The 14,223-nt window shown below is 73.4% G+C and carries 11 protein-coding genes; 9 read left to right on the top strand and 2 right to left on the bottom strand.

Going from position 1 to position 14,223, the window contains the following annotated elements:
- Positions 1-47 precede the first annotated feature (47 nt).
- Positions 48-1,136 (bottom strand): NADH:flavin oxidoreductase, encoded by a 1,089-nt coding sequence (locus tag ACLWS4_RS21710; protein ID WP_074002291.1) that lies wholly within the window; start codon positions 1,134-1,136, stop codon positions 48-50.
- A 382-nt stretch (positions 1,137-1,518) separates the two neighbouring features.
- Between ACLWS4_RS21710 and ACLWS4_RS21715 the strand changes: the two genes are divergently transcribed.
- From ACLWS4_RS21715 to ACLWS4_RS21745, 7 genes are all read left to right on the top strand, one after another.
- Positions 1,519-2,271, top strand: coding sequence for an oxidoreductase (locus tag ACLWS4_RS21715; protein WP_074002290.1), 753 nt, complete (start codon positions 1,519-1,521; stop codon positions 2,269-2,271).
- 29 nt (positions 2,272-2,300) lie between these two features.
- Entirely contained in the window at positions 2,301-3,497 is a 1,197-nt protein-coding gene (locus tag ACLWS4_RS21720) for a cytochrome P450 (RefSeq protein ID WP_049658615.1), read from the top strand.
- Entirely contained in the window at positions 3,494-6,979 is a 3,486-nt protein-coding gene (gene car, locus ACLWS4_RS21725; RefSeq protein WP_416874950.1) for a carboxylic acid reductase, read from the top strand. The genes ACLWS4_RS21720 and car overlap by 4 nt, the downstream gene beginning before the upstream one ends.
- A 12-nt stretch (positions 6,980-6,991) precedes the next feature.
- Positions 6,992-7,339 (top strand): nuclear transport factor 2 family protein, encoded by a 348-nt coding sequence (locus tag ACLWS4_RS21730; protein WP_049658964.1) that lies wholly within the window; start codon positions 6,992-6,994, stop codon positions 7,337-7,339.
- Positions 7,340-7,443: 104 nt separating this feature from the next.
- The gene (locus ACLWS4_RS21735; protein ID WP_416874951.1) at positions 7,444-8,487 is read left to right on the top strand and encodes a glycosyltransferase; all 1,044 of its coding nucleotides are present in this window, start codon (positions 7,444-7,446) and stop codon (positions 8,485-8,487) included.
- A gap of 123 nt (positions 8,488-8,610) precedes the next feature.
- A complete protein-coding gene (locus ACLWS4_RS21740) occupies positions 8,611-10,221 on the top strand; it encodes a cytochrome b (RefSeq protein WP_416874952.1) in 1,611 nt (536 codons plus the stop codon).
- A gap of 31 nt (positions 10,222-10,252) precedes the next feature.
- A complete protein-coding gene (locus ACLWS4_RS21745; RefSeq protein ID WP_063780248.1) occupies positions 10,253-10,729 on the top strand; it encodes a PPOX class F420-dependent oxidoreductase in 477 nt (158 codons plus the stop codon).
- Positions 10,730-10,875: 146 nt separating this feature from the next.
- On the opposite strand, the gene ACLWS4_RS21750 is transcribed toward ACLWS4_RS21745, so the two are convergent.
- Entirely contained in the window at positions 10,876-11,145 is a 270-nt protein-coding gene (locus ACLWS4_RS21750) for a DUF1876 domain-containing protein (protein ID WP_049655118.1), read from the bottom strand.
- A gap of 177 nt (positions 11,146-11,322) precedes the next feature.
- On the opposite strand from ACLWS4_RS21750, the gene ACLWS4_RS21755 reads away from it, so the two are divergent.
- A complete protein-coding gene (locus tag ACLWS4_RS21755) occupies positions 11,323-12,228 on the top strand; it encodes a YndJ family protein (protein ID WP_416874953.1) in 906 nt (301 codons plus the stop codon).
- Complete coding sequence (locus ACLWS4_RS21760; RefSeq protein ID WP_416874954.1) at positions 12,225-12,737, top strand: DUF1990 family protein; 513 nt, start codon at positions 12,225-12,227, stop codon at positions 12,735-12,737. Before ACLWS4_RS21755 ends, ACLWS4_RS21760 begins: the two co-directional genes overlap by 4 nt.
- The last annotated feature ends 1,486 nt before the right edge of the window (positions 12,738-14,223 follow it).

Here is a 14,223-nt window from a genome sequence, read left to right on the forward strand (position 1 = left end):
CCGCGGGCCCGGCCCTCCTTCTGTCAGCCGGTCAGACGGTCCGGTGGTCAGACCAGGGTCGCGAGCACCGACGGGTCGTACGGGACCGCCCCGGCCAGCCCGCCGCCGAGCGCCCGCTCCGCCCAGTCGGGGTTGGCCAGCAGCGGCCGGCCGACCGCGACCAGGTCGAACTCGTCGCGTTCCAGCCGCTCGACCAGCTCCTCGATGCCGGTGAGCCCGGCCGGCCGGGTGAAGCCGTCGGTGAACACGCCCTCGCCGTACTGGCGGTCCAGGCCGACCGAACCGACCGTCACGGCGGCCTTGCCGGTGAGCTTGCGCGCCCAGCCCGCCAGGTTGAGGTCGCTGCCCTCGAACTCGGGCAGCCAGTAGCGGCGGGTGGACGCGTGGAAGGCGTCGACCCCCGCCTCGGCCAGCGGGGTCAGCAGCTGCTCCAGCTCCTCCGGGCTCTCCGCGATCCGGGCGTCGTAGCGGCCGACCTTCCACTGGGAGAGCCGGAAGAGGACCGGGAACCCCGGGCTCACCGCCGCCCGGACGGCCTGCACCACCTCGGCCGCGAAGCGGGCCCGGGAGGCCGGGTCGCCGCCGTAGCGGTCGGTGCGGCGGTTGGTGCCGTGCCACAGGAAGTCGTCGATCAGGTAGCCGTGCGCGCCGTGCAGTTCGACCCCGTCGAACCCGAGCCGCTCGGCGTCCGCGGCGCCGCGCGCGAAGGCGGCCACCGCGTCGTCGATGTCCTGCTGGCTCATGGCCCGCCCGGCCGGGCCGCCGTCCAGGCCGATCCCGGAGGGCCCCTCGGCGGGCGGTTCGGTGCCCGGGCGCTGCACCCCGGTGTGCCACAGCTGGGGGACGATCCGGCCGCCGGCCGCGTGGACCAGCGACACCACCCGGGACCAGCCCGCCAGCGCCTCCTCGCCGTGGAAGTGGGGGACCCCGTCGTAGGCCGCGGCGGCGGGGCGGCCGATGTAGGTGCCCTCCGTGACGATCAGCCCCACCCGGTGGGCCGCACGGCGGGCGTAGTACTCCGCGACGTCCGGGCCCGGCACCCCTCCGGGGGACTTCATCCTGGTCATCGGCGCCATCACGATCCGGTTCGGGACCGTCAGGTCGCCCACGGTGAACGGCTCTCCCAAGCCCGCCATTGTTCCTCCCGAGTTCGTCTGAATTCCGGGCCGGACGCCCCGGGCGATATCCCGCCGCGCCGCGGCGGTGTTTCCGTCCGTCTCATACCGGAGGTCCGTGCGTCGGCAATTCGACGATTATCGGGGCTATCGTTCCCGGCGTCCAGCGGCATCGGCCCGCCCGGCGGCCGACCGCCTTTCTGCACCGCGCCAGGCGATGCACTGCATCGACACAATCTTCTTGACCTTGCCGAAGCGGGTCGCGGATAGTGGTCCGCGGTGGTTCCGCGCCGCCCTTCCGCACCGGCACCGGGCCGTACCCGCCCGTACGCCGAAAAGCGTCTCTTCTGCCGAAAGGCGTCGCGGACAGGTTTTCCGACCAGGGAGAGGCGGCGGAACCGGAATGGAACGGGAATTGGCGGGAAAGCGGGCGGTGGTGACCGGCGGAAGCCGCGGCATCGGCGCCGGCATCGCACGGAAGCTGCTGGAGAGCGGCGCCACCGTCGTCACCACCGCGCGCAAACCGACCGGGGACACCCCGGCCGAATCCGCCTTCGTCCCGTCCGACCTCAGCACGGCGGCCGGTGTCCGGGAATTCGCCGACACCGCGCTGGAAATCCTCGGCGGCGTGGACATCGTGGTCAACAACGCCGGCGGCTGTCGGACCTTCCAGAGCGCGCTGGACATCGAGAAGGACTGGCAGTACACCGTCGACATCAATTTCCTCTCCGCCGTCCGGCTCAATTCCGCACTCGTCCCCGCGATGCGTTCGGGAGGCGGCGGCGTCATCGTCCACATGTCCTCGATCGCCACCGTCTCGTCCTATCCGGTGATCCTGCACTACGCCGCCGCGAAAGCCGCCCTGGAGGTCTACCACAAAGGGCTGGCGACCGAACTGGCGCCGGACGGCATCCGGGTCGTCGCGCTTTCCCCCGGGAACGTCATGACGCCGGGCGCGGACGAGGCCCGGGACGGGATCGCCGACTACCTCGGGCTCGGGACGGACACGGCGGACTGGGCCGAGGGGATCCCGCTCGGCCGGATCGGGCGCACCGAGGACATCGCCGAGGCGGTCGGGTTCCTGGTGTCCCCGCGCGCCTCCTGGATCACCGGCAGCAACCTCGTCATCGACGGCGGGCGGATCGCGGCACTGTGACCGCCCCCGGGACCGGAAGGACTGACAACATGACCGCGACGGACGACGGGCCCCGCGCCTATCCGTTCGGCCCGACGCACCGGCTCGACATCGACCCGGAGCTGGCCGCGGTCTGCGGCGAGCAGCCCGTGCTGAGGGTCCGTCTGCCGTTCGGCGGGGACGCCTGGCTGGTCAGCCGCTACGCCGACGTCCGCGCCGTGCTGGCCGACCCCCGGTTCAGCCGCGCCGAGGCGGTCGGCGACCACGTGCCCCGCACGGTCTCGGCCGGCCTCCCCCGCACCTCGATGCTGAGCATGGACCCGCCCGAGCACACCCGGCTCCGGCGCCGGGTGGCCAACCCGTTCACCCTCCGCCGGGTCGAGGCACTGCGGCCGCGCGCCCAGGAGATCGTGGACGAGCTGCTGGACGCGATGATCGCGTCGGGCTCGCCGGCCGACCTGACCAAGGCCCTGACCTGGCCGCTGCCGGTCACCATGATCTGCGAACTGCTCGGGGTGCCGCTCGCCGACCGCGACCGGTTCAACTCCTGGGTCGACGGCCTGCTGACGCTCTCCGACCCCGAGCTGTCCGCCCGCGACCGCGGGCACCTGAACGACTACCTGGCGGGCCTGGTCGCCGAACGCCGGGTCCACCCCACCGCCGACCTGCTCGGCGAACTGGCCTCCGTCGAGGGCGAGGAGAACGCGCTCACCGAGGAGGAACTGGTCGGCCTCGGGGTCAGCCTGCTCTCCGCCGGCCAGGAGGCCACCGCCAACCAGATCGGCAACTTCGTCTACACCCTGCTGACCCGCCCCGAGCTGTGGCGGGAGCTGGTCGCCGATCCCGGCCTGATCCCCGGCGCGGTGGAGGAGCTCTCCCGGGTCGTCCCGATCAGCGCCACCGCCGGGTTCACCCGGATCGCCGTCGAGGACCTGGAGCTCAGCGGGCAGAAGATCCGCGCCGGCGACGCCGTGGTCGCCGAACTCGGGCTGGCCAACCGGGACCCGGAGGTCTTCGAGCAGCCCGACCGCATCGACTTCCACCGCAGCGCGTCCCCGCACGTCACCTTCGGGCACGGCGTGCACCACTGCCTCGGCGCGCAGCTCGCCCGGATGGAACTGCGCACCGTGCTCGGCTCCCTGGTCCGCCGTCTGCCGGGGCTGCACCTCGCCGTCCCGCCCGAGCGGATCAGCTGGCGCACCGAACGCCTCATCCGCGGGGCCGACGCCCTGCCGGTCGCCTGGTGAGCTCCGCCACGGCCGGGGCCGGCCACCGTCCGGGCGCGACGGGGCAGTCGGAAGGGCCGAGCCCGACGGGGCAGTCGGAGGCCGTACGGGCGGCGCTCGCCGATCCGGCCACCAGCCCGGCCGAGATCATGGCGACCGTCATGGCGGCCTACCGGGACCGGCCCGCCCTCGGCGAACGCGCCCGCGACCAGGCGACGGGGCGGCTGCTCCCGAGGTACGACACCGTCAGCTACGGGGAGCTGTGGGCGCGCGTCCGGGCGCTCGCCGGGGCCTGGGCGCACGAGCCCGGGTACCGGCTGGCCCTGGGCGACCGGATCTGCGTCCTCGGCTTCAGCAGCACCGACCACGCCACCGTCGACCTGGCCGGCGTCCACCTGGGCCTGGTCTCCGTGCCGCTGCACGCCAGCGCGCCGCTCTCCCAGCTGGCGCCGATCGTCGCGGAGACCGGGCCGCGGCTCCTCGCCACCAGCGTCGAACGGCTGGACACCGCCGTCGCCGCGGTGCTCGGGCAGCCGTCGGTCCGCCGCCTCCTGGTGTTCGACCACCACCCCGGGGTCCCCGCCGAGCGCGCCGCCGTCGAGGCCGCCGCCCGGCGGCTGGCCGAGGCCGGCGGCACCGCCGTGCTCGACACGCTCACCGCCGCGGTCGGGCGCGGCGCCCTGCTGCCCGACCCCCCGCTGCACGTCCCCGCCCCGGGCGAGGACCCGCTGGCCCTGCTCCTCTACACTTCCGGCAGCACCGGCGCCCCGAAGGGGGCGATGTACCCGCAGCGCCTCGCCCGCAACGCGTGGTGGGGATTCGTCTACGGGCCCGCCGACGTGCCGTCCGTCGTCGTCCACTACATGCCGCAGAGCCACCAGGCGGGCCGGATGTCGGTGCTGGGCACGCTCGCCCGGGGCGGCCTGGGCTGCTTCACCGCCAGGAGCGACCTATCCTCCCTGTTCGAGGACATCGCGCTGGTCCGGCCCACCGAGCTGACCATGGTCCCCCGGATCTGCGACATGCTCTTCCAGCGGTACCGCGGCGAACTCGACCGGCGGGCCGGCGAGCCCGGCGACGTCGACGCGGCCGTCAAGGCCCACCTGCGGGAGACCGTCCTGGGCGGGCGGGTGGCGAAGGCCTTCTGCGGGACGGCGCCGCTGTCCGCCGAGGTCGCGGAGTTCGTCGAGTCCTGCCTGGGACTGCACCTGTACACCGGCTACGGCTCGACCGAGGCCGGCGGGGTGCTGCTGGACACCGTGGTGCAGCGCCCGCCCGTCCTCGACTACAAGCTGGTCGACGTCCCGGAGCTGGGCTGCTTCCGCACCGACCGGCCGCACCCGCGCGGCGAGCTGCTGCTCAGGACGAGCGCCGCCATCCCCGGGTACTACCGCCGGCCCGAGCTCACCGCCGCCGTCTTCGACGAGGACGGCTACTACCGCACCGGCGACATCATGGCCGAGGTCGGGCCGGACCGGCTGGTCTACGTCGGCCGCACCAAGGACGTGCTCAAGCTGTCCCAGGGCGAGTTCGTCACCGTCTCCCGGCTGGAGGGCGTCTTCCTCGGCAGCCCGCTGGTCCGGCAGGTCTTCGTGTACGGCAACAGCGAACGCTCCCACCTGCTCGCCGTGGTGGTGCCCACCCCGAAGGCGATCGCCCGCACCGACGGCGACCCGGCCGCGCTCAAGCTGCTGATCGACCGGGAACTGCGGCGCACCGCCCGGGAGAACGGACTCAACCCGTACGAGGTGCCCCGGGACTTCCTGGTCGAGACCGAGCCCTTCAGCCCGGCCAACGGCCTGCTCTCCGACAGCCACAAGCTGCTGCGCCCCCGGCTCCATGAACGCTACGGCGCGGCCCTGGAGCGCCGCTACGCCGAACTCGCCGACGAACAGGGCCGGCAGTTGCGGGAACTGCGCCGGACCGGTGCCGACCGGCCGGTCCAGGAGACCGTGAACCGGGCCGTGCGCGCCGTCCTGGGCCGGGCCGACGCCGGCGCGGACACCGGCGCGCGGTTCACCGAGCTCGGCGGCGACTCGCTCTCCGCGCTGTCCTTCACCACCCTCCTGAAGGAGGTCCTGGACGTCGAGGTGCCGGTCGGCGTCGTCCTCGGCCCGGCCACCGACCTGGCCGGGGTGGCGGCGTACGTCGAGGCCCGGCGCACCGCCCCGGGGAGCAGGCCCACGGCCGCCTCCGTGCACGGCGGCGGCGCGACCGAGGTCCGGGCCCGCGACCTCACCCCGGACCGGTTCATCGACGCCCCGACCCTGGCCGCCGCGCCGGGCCTGCCCGGCCCCGCGGAGTCCCCCCGGACCGTCCTGCTGACCGGCGCCAACGGGTTCCTCGGCCGCTTCCTCTGCCTGGAGTGGCTCCGCCGGCTGGCCCCGTCCGGCGGCCGGCTGGTCTGCCTCGTCCGCGGCCGCACGCCCGCCGACGCGGCCGAACGGCTCGACCGGGCCTTCGGCGACGGGGGCGAGGCGTCCCGGCGGTACCGGGAACTGGCCGCCGGCACGCTGACCGTCCTCGCCGGGGACCTCGCCGAACCGCGCCTGGGCCTGGACCGGGCGGTGTGGAACGGGCTGGCCGAGTCGGTGGACCTGGTCGTCCACCCGGCCGCGCTGGTCAACCACGTGCTGCCCTACGCCGAGCTGTTCGGCCCCAACGTCGCGGGCACCGCCGAACTGGTCCGGCTGGCGCTCACCGAGCGCCTCAAGCCCGTCACCTACCTGTCCACCGTGGCCGTGCGCGGCGGAGCCGGGCCGTCCGCGCTCGACGAGGACGCCGACGTCCGGGAGGCGATCCCGCGCCGCCGCCTCGGCCGCGGGTACGCCGACGGGTACGCCGCGGGCAAGTGGGCGGGCGAGGTGCTGCTGCGGGAGGCCCACGAACGGTACGGCCTGCCGGTCACCACGTTCCGGTCGGGCATGATCCTCGCGCACAGCAGGTACCCGGGACAGCTGAACGTGCCCGACGTGTTCACCCGGCTGGTCCTCAGCCTGGTGGCCACCGGGATCGCGCCGCGGTCGTTCCACCGCGGCGGCGCGCCCGCGCGGTACGACGGCCTCCCGGTCGACTTCCTCGCCGAGGCGGTCACCGCGCTGGGCACCCCGGGCCCGGACGGCTACCGCACCTACAACGCCTGGAACCCGCACGACGACGGCGCCTCGCTGGACACCCTCGTGGACTGGCTGGTCGAGGACGGCCACCCGATCCGGCGCGTCGACGACTACGACGACTGGTTCGCCCGCTTCACGACCGCGGTCCGGGCCCTGCCGGAACGGCAGCGCACCCACTCGGTGCTGCCCCTGCTGCACGCCTTCGAGCAACCCGGCGAGGACCGGCCCGCCCCGGCCCCGCGGTTCCGGGAGGCCGTCCGGGCGGCCGGGATCGGGCCCGACCGGGACGTGCCGCGGCTGTCCCCCGCCCTCGTCGCCAAGTACGTCACCGACCTGCGCGGCCTCGGCCTGCTCGACCGGCACCCCTCCCCTCCCCGCCCGCACTGAACGGAGAAGCCCATGGACCAGGACCTCGACGCGACGGTGGACGCCGGACTGCGGCTGCTGGAGGCACGCGACCTCGCCGGCTTCCGGGCCCTGTGCACCCCCGGCGCCACGGTGTGGCAGAACGACGGCGACGGCACCCGGCCGATCGACGCCCGGCTGGAGCGGATCGCCGCGTTCTTCGCCACCGTCGACTCCCTGCGGTACGAGGTCGTGCGCCGCTTCCACAAGCCCGACGAGGTGCTCCAGCAGCACGTCCTGGTGCTGGAGGCGCCGGACGGCACCCGCAGCCGGGTCCACGCCACCACCTACTTCCGCTTCGAGGACGGGCTGATCGCCGAGATCGAGGAGCACCTGCAGTAGTCCCGGCTCCCTGGTTCCCTGGATCCGGGGGTCCGTGGGTCCGTGGGTCCGTGGGTCCGTGGGGCCCTGTTCCGCTCAAGTCGCTGGTTCGTCAGGGAGGTTCGGTGACCGGCCGAGTCGTCTACGCGTCGTTCGAGTTCCAGTTCCCGCTGGGCGGCATCCGCGTCCTGAACCAACAGGTCGCGCTGCTGCGGGCCGCCGGCGTCGAGGCGTACCGCTGGACGCCCACACCGGGATTCCGCTACACGTGGTTCGACGACGACGTGCCGACGCTGTCCGGGATGACCCTGGACCTCGGCCCCGAGGACGTCCTCGTGCTGCCCGAGGTCAGCGTGCTCCCGGGCCGCGACCCGGCGCCCGGCGGCCGCAAGGTCGTCTACTCGCAGGGGCACTACGTCCACTTCCTGACCTGCCCCGCCCCCGGCCCGTACCCGGGCTGGTCGGCCCGGCCGGCCCTGTGGACGGTCTCGAAGGCGGGCGCCGACATGCTCCGCCGCGCCCTGCCCGGGTTCGAACCGCACCTGGTGCCGAACACCGTCGACACCGGGCTGTTCCGGCCGGCGTCGACCGGGCGGGTCCGGCGCATCGCGTGGATGTCCCGCAAGCGCCCCGTCGAGAGCACGCTGCTCCATCGCCTGCTCCACGCCGACCCGCGGTCCAGGGGCGTCGAGCTGTACGACATCCACGCGGTTCCGCACGAGGAGGTCGCCCGCGTGCTGTCGGACACCTCGGTGTTCATCGCCCTGGGAGCGCCCGAGGGTGAGGGCTTCGGCCTGCCGCCGGCCGAGGCGATGGCCAGCGGCTGCCTGGTGACCGGTTACGCCGGCGGCGGCGGAGCGGAACTGTTCGACTCGCCGTCCGCGTGGCGGATCCCGGAGCTCGAAACGGACCGGCTGGCGGACCGGGCCCTGGAACTGCTCGACCTGCCCGGCCAGGACGAGGTGCGGCGGGCGGGCCGCCGCTGGGTCTCCGAGCGGTACACCACCGAGGCCGCGGTGGAGGCACTGCTCGACGGCATCCGCAAGGCGCGCGCCCTGCCCGGCGGCGCGGCTCCGGCCACCCATCCGACCGCCTGGATGGAGGAGTTGCTGAGGCGCTTCCCGATCCCGCCGGAGGCGTACGCCCGGATGGAACCACCGACCGCCTAGGACCCGCCGCCCTTCGGCGCACCGACCACCCCGGATAGAAATGGGGATTACCCCCCGGTTATCGTGGGCACCAGTGCGAATCGGGGACTCCTCCCCGCTTCCTTCGGACCGAGGTGCGTGCACATGACCCGGAATCAGAGCCCTGGGCGGGGGCAGCGGGCCGCCGACTGGGCGGACGGCCGGCTGGGGATCTACTCCCTGGCCAGGGCGAACCTGCGGAAGATCTTCCCGGACCACTGGTCCTTCATGCTGGGCGAGATCTGCCTCTACACCTTCGTCATCATCATCCTGACCGGTGTCTGGCTGACGCTGTTCTTCAAGCCCTCGATGGCCGAGGTGGTCTACGACGGCTCGTACGTGCCGCTCAAGGGCGTCCCGATGTCGGAGGCCTACGCCTCCACCGTGGACATCAGCTTCGAGGTGCGCGGCGGCCTGCTGATCCGGCAGATCCACCACTGGGCGGCGATCGTCTTCGTCGCCGCCATGTTCGTCCACATGATGCGGGTGTTCTTCACCGGCGCCTTCCGCAAGCCCCGCGAGATCAACTGGGTCTTCGGCTTCCTGCTGCTCTTCCTCGGCATGCTGGACGGCTTCTTCGGCTACTCCCTGCCCGACGACCTGCTCTCCGGCACCGGCATCCGGTTCATCGAGGGCTCGATCCTCGCCGTGCCGCTGGTCGGCACGTACATCCAGATGTTCCTGTTCGGCGGGGAGTTCCCCGGCCACGACATCGTGCCGCGGTTCTTCACCATCCACGTGCTGCTGATCCCGGGCATCATGCTCGGCCTGCTGGTGGCCCACCTGATCCTGGTCTTCTACCACAAGCACACCCAGTGGGCGGGCCCCGGCAGGACCGAGAAGAACGTCGTCGGCATGCCGCTGATGCCGGTCTACCTGGCCAAGGCCGGCGGGTTCTTCTTCCTCGTCTTCGGCATCGTCGCGCTGGCCGCCGCGATCGCGACCGTCAACCCGATCTGGGCGTACGGCCCGTACCGTCCCGACCAGGTCTCCACCGACGCCCAGCCCGACTGGTACATGGGCTTCGCCGAGGGCCTGATCCGGATCATGCCCGGCTGGGAGATCGGGCTGTGGGGGCACACCCTCAACCTCGGGGTGCTCATCCCGTTCGCGCTGTTCCCGCTCGTCCTGGGCGCCATCGCCGTCTACCCGTTCATCGAGAACTGGGTGACCGACGACAAGCGGGAGCACCACCTGCTCGACCGGCCGCGCAACGCGCCCGTCCGCACCGCGCTCGGCGCCGCGTGGATCAGCCTCTACCTGGTGGCCCTGGCCGCCGGCGGCAACGACCTGATCGCCACCCACCTGCACCTGTCGCTCAACTCCATCACGTACGCCGCCCGCGTGGGCTTCTTCGCCGTCCCGGTCGCCGTCTTCGTCATCACCAAGCGCTGGTGCCTCGGCCTCCAGCGCCGCGACAGGGAGAAGGTGCTGCACGGCCGCGAGACGGGTGTCATCAAGCGCCTGCCGCACGGCGAGTTCACCGAAGTGCACGCCCGGCTCGCGCCGCGGGAACTGCACCGGCTCACGGCGCACGAACAGCCCCGCCCCCTCGAACTGCCCGCCCCGGTGGACGAGAATGGAGTGGCCCGCCCGGCGGGGGTGCTCACCCGCACCCGGACCCGGCTCTCCCGCGGGTTCCACGGCGAGGGCGGCCGGATCCCCAAGCCCACCGCCGAGGAGTTCCACGAGATCACCGAGGGCCACGGGCACTGACCCGCACCCCCCGATGGCACAGGGAGGACAGGTGCACGACCGAACCGACCGAAGCGACCGGACCGACCAGGTCGACCCGACCGACCGGATCGCCGACAGCAGGTACCTCCTGCTCACCACCTTCGGCGAGGACGGCAGCCGGCTGGAGTCACAGCTCTGGGTGGTGCAGGACGGCACGGCCCTCGGGGTCTGGACCCCGGCCCACTCCGGCGAGGCCGAACGGATCCGCCGCCACCCCCGGGTGCTGATCGGCCCCTGCGACGCCCACGGGCGCCCCACCGGCCGCCGGATCCCGGCCCGGGCCCGGCTCTGCGACGCCGACGACACCGCCCGCTACCGCACCTCGCTGATCAACAAGTACGGCCTGACGGCGCTGATCGCGCTCGCCCGCAGCCGGTTCCGGGTGGGGCTGGCCGGGACGGTCGGCATCCGGATCACGCTGAACGAACTGGAACGGCGGCTGGTCGGGCCGGAGTGGCTACCGCCGGCCACCTACTGCGTCAACTGACGGGCCGTCGCGTCCGGTCGTCGCATCCCGTCCGATCGTCTCGCCTGATCGTCAACCTCCGTCGAGTGCCGGGGCCTTGAGAAGGTCTGCCCCGGCACTCGGCGCTTTCCGGCACCTCGACGCGACTGCTGGCAGCGGGCCGGAGGTCACGACAGCGGGTGGGTCGGGACCGGACTGACCTCCTGGATCTCGGCATGGGCCTTGGTGAGCAGCTGCGAGGCGAGCTCGTTGAGCGCGCGGGCCCCCGCGATCTCCTCGCCGACCCTCAGCTGTTCCGGGTCGGAGGGGTGGCGACTGCTGTAGCCGTGGGCGCGCAGTTCGCTCCCGTCGCGCAGCCGCAGCAGTGCGGCGGCGCTGGTCCGTGCCCCCTCTTCGCGGAACTCCATCTCGATGTGCCAACCGACCAGAGTCTGCATGGCGGATCACCTCCATCGGTTACCCCTCCAGAGTGCGCCGCACCCACCGTGAACACCAGGCCAGCCGGTCCGGGCGGCATCGGGGGCGACATCGGCGCTGAGTTGAACACGTTCAACTCAGCCGCGTAGAGTCGGCGGCGCAAGCTATTTGAACGCGTTCAAGGGGGTGTGTCCACGATGGCTTCGCTCACGACGGCCGTGTCCGCGATGGGCCCGGGCACCACGGAACTGGTCGACCTGCTGGTCCTGCTCGGCATGGGAGCCGTCGTCCCGCTCGGCCTCGCCCTGGTCGACGAGCCCGGCCTCGCCCGGATCCGCCGGCTCTGGCCGCTCGCCGCCGTCCCCGGCGCGCTCTCGCTCTGGCTGCCCCGCGGCGGCGACCTCGCCACCGGCTGCGCCCTGCTCTACGCGCTCGGCACCCTGGCCGTCGCCCTGCACGCCCCCCTGCGGCTGGCCCGCACCCGCTCGCTCGCACCCGCCGAGGTCGCGGTGCTCACCGCGCTCGCCGCACCCTCGGTCGCCGGGGTCGCCCTGGTCGCCGAACGCTCCGGCTACCCGCTGTTCGGCTTCGAACCGCACATCCTGGCGCTCACCGTCCCCCACTTCCACTACGCCGGATTCACCGCCGCCCTGGTCGCCGGACTGGTCTGCCGCGCCGCCCGCCCGGGCTCCGCCCCGGCCCGCTGCGCGGCCCTCAGCGTCCCGGCGGGCACCCTGCTGGTACTGGCCGGCTACTTCCTCGGCAACTGGTGGCAGTTCGCCGGAGCCGCCGTCCTGACCACCGGAATGTGGCTGGTCGGCCTGGTCACCTGGCGCGACCTGCGCCCCCGCACCGGCGACCGGACCACCGCCCGCCTGCTCGCCGCCTCCTCGGCCGTCCTCGCGCTCACCATGCTGCTCGCCCTGTGGTGGGCACTCGGCCGGGCCGCCGGACTCCCCCACCCCACCCTGACCTGGATGGCCGCCACCCACGGCGTCGGCAACGCGCTCGGCTTCGCCCTCTGCGCGCTGCTCGCCTGGCGCCGGATCACCGCGGACCGGACCGACGCCACCCGGACCGACACGACGGAGACCCCCCGATGAACGACTACAGCTACCCCGAACAGGGCGCCAGCCGCACCGGCCACCTCCCCGCCGGCTACAACCACCTGCGGCACAGCGCCCTCATCGGCCACGGCCGCCCCGCCCTGGAAGCCGCCGGCGCCGCCCTGCTCGACTGGCGGATGCACCGGCTCGCGGGCGTCCGCATCGACGCGACGGCCGACCGCGCCGCCCCCGGCGTCGCCGTGCACTGCGCCATCGGCCTCGGCCCCCTGCGGGCCGGCGCCCCCAACCGGGTCCTGGCCACGGTCGACGGCCCGGACCGGTACGGCTTCACCTACGGCACCAGGACCGGCCACCTGGCCCAGGGCGAGGAGACCTTCCTGGTCGCACTCACCCCCGACGGCGAAGTCCGCTTCTCCGTCACCGCCTTCAGCCGCCCCGTCGCCTGGTACGCCCGCCTCGCCGGCCCCCTCCTCCCCCTCGCCCAACGCGCCTTCGCCCACCACTGCGGACGCGTCCTCACCCGCATCGCCACCCAGGCCACCTGACCAGCGCCCCACCGCCATCAACCCCCCGATCCCCCGGCACACCCCCGCTCGCCACCACCGTCATCAACCAGCCCGCCTAACACTTCGGGCCCACACTCACCCACATCGCGGCGCAGACCGCCCCGGCGATGGCGGAGTGGCCACCCGAGCGCCTCGCGAAGGCCAGCCGGACGGCGACCCGGTCGAGCGGCAACCACCCGACGGCAGAGGCCAGTCGGGAGAAGCTCTGCCCGAAACCGAAGGCCCGCAACTGGCCCACATCCCGACACGCGCCGTCCAAACGACGGCGGCAGGCGTCGGCGGGCTGGCTGGCTGAGCCCCCTGGCCGGTCGGATGGCAAAAGCCGATCAGGTGGCGTGCTGATTGAGCGGCACTCCGCCCGACCCTGCGGGCCCTCACTGGCCCGCATCGCGGCGCAGACCGCCTGGAGGGGCATCTCACCGCCACCACCATCAATCAACCGGTCCGCCTGGCCCACCCATTCACCAATCCACAGCCCCCGCGCGCCCAACCCATAGCCGCCCGACGATGTGGGCTCGTACCGGCCCGCGGTGCGGCACCGACCACCAGGGCGACGGCGGAGGGATCCGGCTGGGCAGCAGAGCCACCCGAACGCCTCCCGGAGGCCAGTCGGATGGCGAGCCGTTCGAGCACAACCGCCCAACACCAAAGGCTGGTCGGGCGGTGGAGGCGGGCATCGGCTGGATGGCAGGGCCACCCGAGCCATGGTGAAGGCCGGCTGGACGACTGCCGCCGGGCAGCGGAGGCCGGTTGGGGCAGCGCTCCGCCCGACACCGCCAGCCCACACTCACCCACATCGCGGCGCAGAGCGCCCAGGCGATGGCAGGGAACTCCAACTGGTCGGCAAGGCCACCCGAGCGCCTCGCGGACGCCAGTCGGATGGCGATCAGGTCGAACACAACCACCCGACGGCAAAGGCTGGTTGGATGGCGCTCCACCCGAAACCGCGGGCCCTCACTGGCCCGCATCGCGGCGCAGACCGCCTGGAGGGGCATCTCACCGCCACCACCATCAATCAACCGGTTCACCTGGCCCACCCATTCACCAACCCATGGCCGCCCGCCGCTGCGGCCCGAACTCGTCCCCGTCGCGGCACCGACCACCGGGGCGACGGCGGAGGGCTCCGGCTGGGCGGCAGGACCACTCAAGTACCTTGCGGGGGCCGGTCGGATAGCGAGCCGGTCGAGCACAACCGCCCAACACCAAGGACTGGTCGGGCGGTGGAGGCCGGTCGGGAGGAGTTCTGCCTGACACAACCGGCCCGCACTGGCCCACATCGCGGCACAGGCCGGCCGAGCGACGGCGGCGGGCATCGGCTTGATGGCAGGACCACCCGAGCCATGGTGAAGGCCGGCTCAACGACGGCCGCCGGGCAGCGGAGGTCGATTGGGGGCGGCGCTCCGCCCGACACCGCCAGCCCACACTCACCCACATCACGGCGGAGGCCGGTCGGAGGGCGGGCCGG

Origin of the sequence: Kitasatospora sp. SC0581 (assembly GCF_048159585.1) — a bacterium.
GTDB lineage: Bacteria > Actinomycetota > Actinomycetes > Streptomycetales > Streptomycetaceae > Kitasatospora.

Excerpts from the sequence above, each read along its gene's own strand:
- ACLWS4_RS21740 (WP_416874952.1), top strand. The coding sequence starts at position 8,611 with ATGACCCGGAATCAGAGCCCTGGGCGGGGGCAGCGGGCCGCCGACTGG.
- ACLWS4_RS21720 (WP_049658615.1), top strand. The coding sequence starts at position 2,301 with ATGACCGCGACGGACGACGGGCCCCGCGCCTATCCGTTCGGCCCGACG.
- ACLWS4_RS21730 (WP_049658964.1), top strand. The coding sequence starts at position 6,992 with ATGGACCAGGACCTCGACGCGACGGTGGACGCCGGACTGCGGCTGCTG.
- ACLWS4_RS21715 (WP_074002290.1), top strand. The coding sequence starts at position 1,519 with ATGGAACGGGAATTGGCGGGAAAGCGGGCGGTGGTGACCGGCGGAAGC.
- ACLWS4_RS21750 (WP_049655118.1), bottom strand. The coding sequence starts at position 11,145 with ATGCAGACTCTGGTCGGTTGGCACATCGAGATGGAGTTCCGCGAAGAG.
- ACLWS4_RS21755 (WP_416874953.1), top strand. The coding sequence starts at position 11,323 with ATGGCTTCGCTCACGACGGCCGTGTCCGCGATGGGCCCGGGCACCACG.
- ACLWS4_RS21760 (WP_416874954.1), top strand. The coding sequence starts at position 12,225 with ATGAACGACTACAGCTACCCCGAACAGGGCGCCAGCCGCACCGGCCAC.
- ACLWS4_RS21710 (WP_074002291.1), bottom strand. The coding sequence starts at position 1,136 with ATGGCGGGCTTGGGAGAGCCGTTCACCGTGGGCGACCTGACGGTCCCG.